This is a genomic window from Streptomyces yerevanensis, from assembly GCF_000716805.1.
GTDB classification, from domain to species: Bacteria; Actinomycetota; Actinomycetes; order Streptomycetales; family Streptomycetaceae; genus Streptomyces; species Streptomyces flaveus.
This window is the reverse complement of sequence record NZ_JNWJ01000141.1, coordinates 1-6,363: the sequence shown is the minus strand read 5'-3', so window position 1 is coordinate 6,363 and position 6,363 is coordinate 1. Positions and strand designations below refer to the sequence as shown.

Here is a 6,363-nt window from a genome sequence, read left to right as displayed (position 1 = left end):
GTCCGAGGCGCCCACGATGGCCTGGACGTACCCCATCGTCAGGTGAGTGGGGTCCTTGAGGTCGACGTGGCTGATCTCGGCGTTGCTCGTCTTCAGGACTGAGGTTCCCCCTGTGTGCGGGAGGTGCTGATCAGCTGGTCAGGGCGGGTTGACGGGGTTTCAGGTTCACTGGTTCGGTCGCTGCCTGGTCGGCGTAGTGCTTCTCCTCGAACTCGATGGGGCTGAGGTAGCCGAGCCGTTTCTGGATCCGTCGGCTGTTATAGAAGCCGTCGATGTACTCGAAGAGCGCGAGGTTGGCCTCGGCGCGGGTGGTGAAGACGCGGCCGCGGATGCACTCTGTCTTGATCAGCATCCAAAGGTTCTCCGCGAGGGCGTTGTCGTACGAGTCTCCGACCGAGCCCATGGACGCTTGAATTCCCGCTCGCAGTAGGCGAGTTGTGAGCTTGATCGACGTGTATTGACAGCCGTGATCCGCGTGGTGAATGAGCTGTCCGGGCTCGACCTCGCGGGAGGCGAGGGCGTACTCGAGCGTGGACAGCACCAGGTCGGCGTCCGCGCGGGCGGAGGTCTCCCATGCCACCACCCGCCGGGAGAACGCGTCCCGGATCGCCGAGAGCCACAGGGGCCCCTCTCTGGTGGGGATCATCGTGAGGTCGGTGACCCACAGCCGGTTCGGCGTGGGCGCCGTGAAGTCGCGCTCGACCAGGTCCGGGGCCAGGGTGGCCTTGGGATCCCGTCGCGTGAAGCCGTCCCGCCGCGGGCTGATGCCCGCGATGTCGGCCTCGCGCATCAGCCGCTCGACGCGCTTGCGTCCCACATGGACGCCTTCGCGCTTCAAGGTCGCGTGGACGCGCGGCGAGCCGTAGATCCCGCCGGAATCGCCGTGGATTCGCTTGATCTGCTCGGTCAGCTCGGCGTCCCGGCGCACGCGTTCGCACGGCTCGCGCTCGGCATGGCGCCAGCGGTAGTAGGTGGAGGAGGCGATGTGCAGTTCCCGAAGTACGCACTCGACTCCCAGGTGTGGATGCTCGTCGAGGAGCGCGGTCACCTGGGCCGGGTCGGGTCGAGTTGCGCCGCGAAAAACGCCGAGGCCGTCCGCAGAACGTCGTTCGCCCGCTTGAGCTGGGCGTTCTCCTTGCGCAGGGCCACCAGCTCGGCGCGTTCGTCGGTGGTCAGCCGGTCATCCCGCTCGCCGGCATCGGCCTCGGCCTGACGGATCCAGCCGCGCAGGGCCTCGGGGTGGACGCCGAGATCGACGGCGAGTTTCTTGATCTGCGGCTTGGGGTCGGAGGTGCGGTACATCCGCACCGCACGCTCGCGCAACTCCAGCGAGTATTTCCTGGGAGCAGCCATGTGCTCCGGCCAGCGGCTCGATGTTGGCGCAGTTGTACTCAGTCTCCGCGTCGCAGACCTTGGGTGCCGTTGCCGTCAGCCCGGTCGCGCCGAGACCTAGTACTCCAGCAGTACTTCGTGGCTTGACCTGGGGGAACGTCGAGCGGTGGGAGTGTAGCGGGCGGGCAGTCGTCACGGGCGGTTTCTGCCTACCCGTCCCTCGAAGGAGTGCCCGCGACGGCGATAGTGGCAGTGGCGGGCCACCGCCTGGCGTCGTCGGCGCCAGCGCGACCAACTCAGCGCGTGAGTACGGGCACGGGGGCGTCGGGGAGCGCAAGCTGCCAGGAGTCGCCGCACTTCTGCCACGGTGAGCTCGATGATCTCAGCCTCCTCACCAGTGCAGCCCCCTTTTCGCCCTCCTGCGCGGTCATCGCCGCGAGGAAGGCGTGCGCAAGCATCGCGAGCGTGATGTGCCGGTACCAGCCGACATAGCGGCGCACCTCGTACTGGTCCAGGCCGCACTCGTTCTTCGCCGCCTGGAAACACTCCTCGATCGCCCACCGGAGCCCGGCCACCCGCACCAGCACGTCCACGCCGACATCCAGCGGCGCGTAGCCGAGGTAGCTCGTCCGGCCGGTTCACGCTGCGCCGTGCCAGCGCCCACCGCCGACGGATCAGCACGCCGTCCTGGTGGTCGTACTCGGCCACCGGTCGCAACTGCACGGCCGCCCAGTCGTACTCACGCTGCCCCTTGGCTCCCGCGCCACAGGAACGGCGCTCCCACGCCTGGTCAGGGGCTTGCTCGAACACCGTGTCGATGCGTGGTCCGGCCAGCGAGAACTGGGACTTCGGAACGGCGAGCACGTAGCCGACGCCGGATGTTTCCAGCATCCGGCGGAAGCGGTTGTCCTGTCCATAGGCGGCATCCGCCGTCACCCAGGCGATCGGCAGCGGCAAGGACAGTGCCCTGCGGACGATCGTCGCCGCGAGGGTGTTCTTGGTGGCGAACTCGCGCTCGTCGGGAACCTTCGCCGCGCGACAGCGTTCACGGTCGTCGGTCCAGGACTTGGGCAGGTACAGCTCCCGGTCCACCAGAGCACGGCCGGCGGAGCTGGCATAGGCGGCGAAGACGCCGATCTGGCAGTTCTCGGTGCGGCCGGGGGCTTGTAAATGAATAACCGTCACAGCTGATCAGCGGAGTGGATCTCGGCGGACGCCAAGCGGACCTGCAGTTGTTTCAAGGTTCGGGCAGCCGGGCCGAGTAACGGTGTAACCGCGATCTGGTGCAGGTCATGAGGGATTTACCCCAGGCTGGTCGGAGCAGGGCGAGTCCCTCAGGGCTGTGACGGATCGTTACCTGTCAGAACCTGCGTTGCGGTATTCGTAAGGTTCTTGAGGGTCTCGGGATCGGTCGCCGCCTTGCGTAGGTGGAACAGGAACTCTGTCTTGCCGTCCTTCCGGTGGATCTTGATGTCCACCTTGGTCTGCAGCCAAGAGATCAGGGCTGCCAACACGACCATGCCCGCGGCTGCGGTCTCCACGGCGAGTTGGTCGTCGGCGGGCGGATCCTCGACGATCGGGATCGCGACCGCGGCGGTTTCGGAGTCATCGAGGGCAACGGCGAGAAGACGGCGGGCGGCAGCCAGGGCTGCTGCCTCGTCGTCGAACACGCCGTCCAGGTCAGCCCTGGCAGTCAGCGCCCGGAGGGCCTCGCGGGACTCGAACTCCGTCAGCTGCACGGAGCGCGCGGAGGCGTCCTGCAAGTCCTCGGTGAACTCCTGGAGGACAAGGACCAGGGAACGGTCGTCGAGGGCGTCGATCAGTGACATCTGCTATCTCCAGTCTCCGCTCAGCACCATGGGGGCGAAGTGGTAGGGGTGAGCGAGCCACGGGGCATCGGAACGACCGAGCAATTCTTTCTGGGCATGCCAGTAACAGGTCCAGAGGGGAGAGCTCGGGGCTGCCTTGATTCGTGAGTAGAGAGCGGACACGAGCTGACCCGAGCTCTCCTGGTCGACATTCCAGAGAGTGGACAGCACCGAGCGCGCTCCCACCTGCAAGAACACCCGGGTGAGTCCTGCGAACTCGTCACCGCGGTTCGTTTCAGCCTGCCATGCTGAGGAGCAGGCTCGCAGGGTGAGCAGGGCCGGAAGCGACTCGAGGTCGAGGAGCTCGGACGGCCGTAGGAGCGTGTTGCTTCGTTGCGCGACCGACAGGCGTCGGATGTGTTTCGTGGGCGGCACCGGCGTGCCGTGGGGAGAGAGGACGAGTCCCGACTCCAGCGGGTTTGCCGGGTCCGTATAGCCGTGGCAGGTGAAGTGCGCGACGTCGACGGTGCGCAGTGCATCGAGAACGATCGCCGGCTGGGCGTCCGTGCCGGTGAATCGCGTGACGCTCCAGCCCGCAGCCTCCAGCAGTGCGCCGTCCGTCTGGAACAGCGCGGGGTTCGGATCCTCCTGGGCGGCGACGCCGACAAACAGGGCTCGCCCGCAGCGCGGCAGCGGGGTGTTCCTGCGCAGCACGGGCGCCAGCGCGCTCAAGCTCGGGCAATAGGTAAGGCAGTTGCGTTCCACGAGCCGAGCGCCGTCCGCCATGGGCAAACCATGTAACGGCAGCAGATGAAGTGGACCGTGAGGTGACACACAGATCAGGGTCTGTGGATTCGTGAAGCTGGCGAAAGCGGTCAGGCGAGGCCCGAGCAAGTCCAGGAATGCAATACTCCGGCGCTGCGGAGATCGTGGCCTGATGGGGGCCAGGGGCGGGAAGCCCTGCGGATCACCGTTGAAAGTCCGGCGGAGTTCCTCAGCGGCACCCTGGAGTTCGTCCCGGCCGATGCGCACCCTCTCGGCCCGCAGCTCGACGTCTGTGCCGATGACGAACCAGTAGGTGTACTCGCTACCACAGAAGAAAGACACGAAGGCCATGCCCTCAGGTGGCGCAACTTCGGCAAGCAGGGCACCCACCTCGGCGGATCGTAGCGGAATCGTCGCCAGGCGCGCGAGCGTGGTCGGAGACTTCGCTTCCTCGTGCAGGTCGAACGCAAGCCCCCAGGCTTCACGCGCGGTGAGTCCCAACGCGTCCGGGGCGCCCACCAGAAGCGCGAGGAGTCCCTCGTAGACGCTGAAGTGCTCACTCACCAGTTCGGCACGCCGTTCCGGGACCTGGGTGCGCGCGAGGAGCCGCTGTACGTGCCGACGGGCGTGCTGAAACTCGTCGAGTGCCGACTCCGGCTCTCCGAGAGCGCCGGCGAGTGCGGAGGCAAAGCTCGTCCGGAGGTGCAGGCACTCCAAGCTCTCGGCGTCGCGGGCCGTAGCCTCCTCCAAGAGGTCGGCAAAAAGTTGCCGCCCTTCCTCCTCCTGACCCGCGCGGATGGTCTCGTCGGCGAGTTGCGACCCGATGACCGCCTTCTGAGGCCAGGAAGACTGCCCGTAGGCATCTGCCAGCAGGCCCATGTACTCCGCGCGGTCCTTGTTCTCGTCCTTCTGGCTGCGCAACGCGTAGTCGACGATCGCAGTCTCGTAGTGCCCGGCGGTGATCCCCGTGGTGAGCGCAAGGAGGTACAGCTGTTCAGCTGATTCGTCGTCGCCGAGGGCGGACAACGCATCGCCGAGGCCGAACAGGCTGATCGTTTCCCCTCGGTCGCCCTGTGGCAGGGTGGGCCGCGCGTTGATGGCGTCGCGGAAGCACTCGCGGGCACCAGCGGCGTCCCCCATCTCGAGGCGGATCTGGCCGATGTTGTTGAGCGTGGCCGATACTCTGCGCACGCGGTGTTGACGCCGGGCGTCGACCAGGAGCTGTTCGAAGGCCTGGAGCGCTTCGCGCTGCCGTCCCGCCTTCAACAGGGACGCGGCATGATTCGTCTCGGCGGCGAATCGACGCCGCTCGTCCCCGACGTGTTCCGCTGCCGCCATCGCGGCAGCGTAGTCGGCTGCACCGAGGTCGTACTCCCCGAGGTCCTCCTGGATCAGGCCACGGAGGTTCAACAATTCCGACTGTACGCCCGAGAGCAACGCATGGTCGGGCAGCATGTCCAGGGCGGAGTTCACGTGAGATAGGGCCGCGCTGGTCCGGCCCAGGGAGCGGAGGCACCCGGCGAGTGTCCGGTGAAACGCCTGGGCGGCCGGTGTCTGGCCCTGTGCCTCTGCGATGGCCAGGCCCTCCTCCGCCTGACGGACAGCCCCCTCCAGGTCTCCACTTGCATCGGCCAACGCCATGCGGGCACCCAGCCACTGCAGGCGGACCTCGACCCCGCACGCCGTGCTGTCCGGCTCCGCCCGGTCAAGGTGCCGGAGTGCCGCCCGCGTTGCCCCTTTCCGGCGTAGCAGCGCCGACCAGAACAGCCGGCCGAGGACTCGTTCCTCCGGCCCGCCCCACATCACTCCGATGACGGCGCAGGCTGCGGCGTGCCGGTCCGTCTCCGAGCGTTGCGCACCTGCGAACCAGGACCGCAACAATGGTGGAGCCGCTTGTGCCAGTTGTTGGTGACGGCGCGCACAGAGGTACTGATCCAGGAGGGAGTCGAAGGCGAGCAGCCGGTCCAGCAGATCCCTCGGTGTGGTCGGCGTTCCGGTGTCCGCAAGGGCCGACCGCGGACTGGCGGCTTCTACCTGTGGAATCAGCATCCGTAGGAAGTCGGCCTCGGCGTGACGCCCACTCACCTCGGCGCCCGCCGCCCGCGCCCGCAACCCTGCCAGCAACTGCGTGCCGTCGAACGGGAGCTCGGCCTCCAGGAATGCGGGCAGATGCTTGAGCTGATCCAGCAGGATCAGGCGCTCGATGATGAGGTCAGTGGATGTCACTTTCCACGCACCATGTCATAACGGGCTTGAAACGCAGCCCGGGACTCCACATCCGGCGCGAGGGACAGAGCCTCTGTGGCGTGCCGGTCCATGCGCTGCCAATCTCCGGCCACACCATAGACAAGCGCTAGGGCCAATGCCGTTGCTTTTGCTGTGGGCGTAGGCTGGTTGGGAGTCGGTGCCGGGGGTGGTGCGGGTGGCTGCAAGTGCGTCTGACTTATCGGGTCTTGGC

4 protein-coding genes and 1 pseudogene are annotated in these 6,363 nt (G+C 67.0%); all 5 read right to left on the bottom strand.

Features of this window, described 5'->3' with window-relative positions:
- Positions 1 to 130 precede the first annotated feature (130 nt).
- Positions 131 to 1,048, bottom strand: coding sequence for an IS3 family transposase (locus OP79_RS48275; protein ID WP_033329590.1), 918 nt, complete (start codon positions 1,046 to 1,048; stop codon positions 131 to 133).
- Positions 1,045 to 1,353 (bottom strand): transposase, encoded by a 309-nt coding sequence (locus OP79_RS48270; protein WP_033329589.1) that lies wholly within the window; start codon positions 1,351 to 1,353, stop codon positions 1,045 to 1,047. The genes OP79_RS48275 and OP79_RS48270 overlap by 4 nt, the downstream gene beginning before the upstream one ends.
- Positions 1,354 to 1,628: 275 nt before the next feature.
- A pseudogene (locus tag OP79_RS58825) lies at positions 1,629 to 2,490 on the bottom strand (IS701 family transposase); the annotation flags it as partial.
- A 176-nt stretch (positions 2,491 to 2,666) separates the two neighbouring features.
- Positions 2,667 to 3,161, bottom strand: a complete 495-nt coding sequence (locus tag OP79_RS48260; protein WP_051745879.1) for a hypothetical protein — start codon at positions 3,159 to 3,161, stop codon at positions 2,667 to 2,669.
- 3 nt (positions 3,162 to 3,164) lie between these two features.
- Positions 3,165 to 5,378 (bottom strand): CHAT domain-containing protein, encoded by a 2,214-nt coding sequence (locus OP79_RS48255; RefSeq protein ID WP_169786273.1) that lies wholly within the window; start codon positions 5,376 to 5,378, stop codon positions 3,165 to 3,167.
- Positions 5,379 to 6,363: the final 985 nt, after the last annotated feature.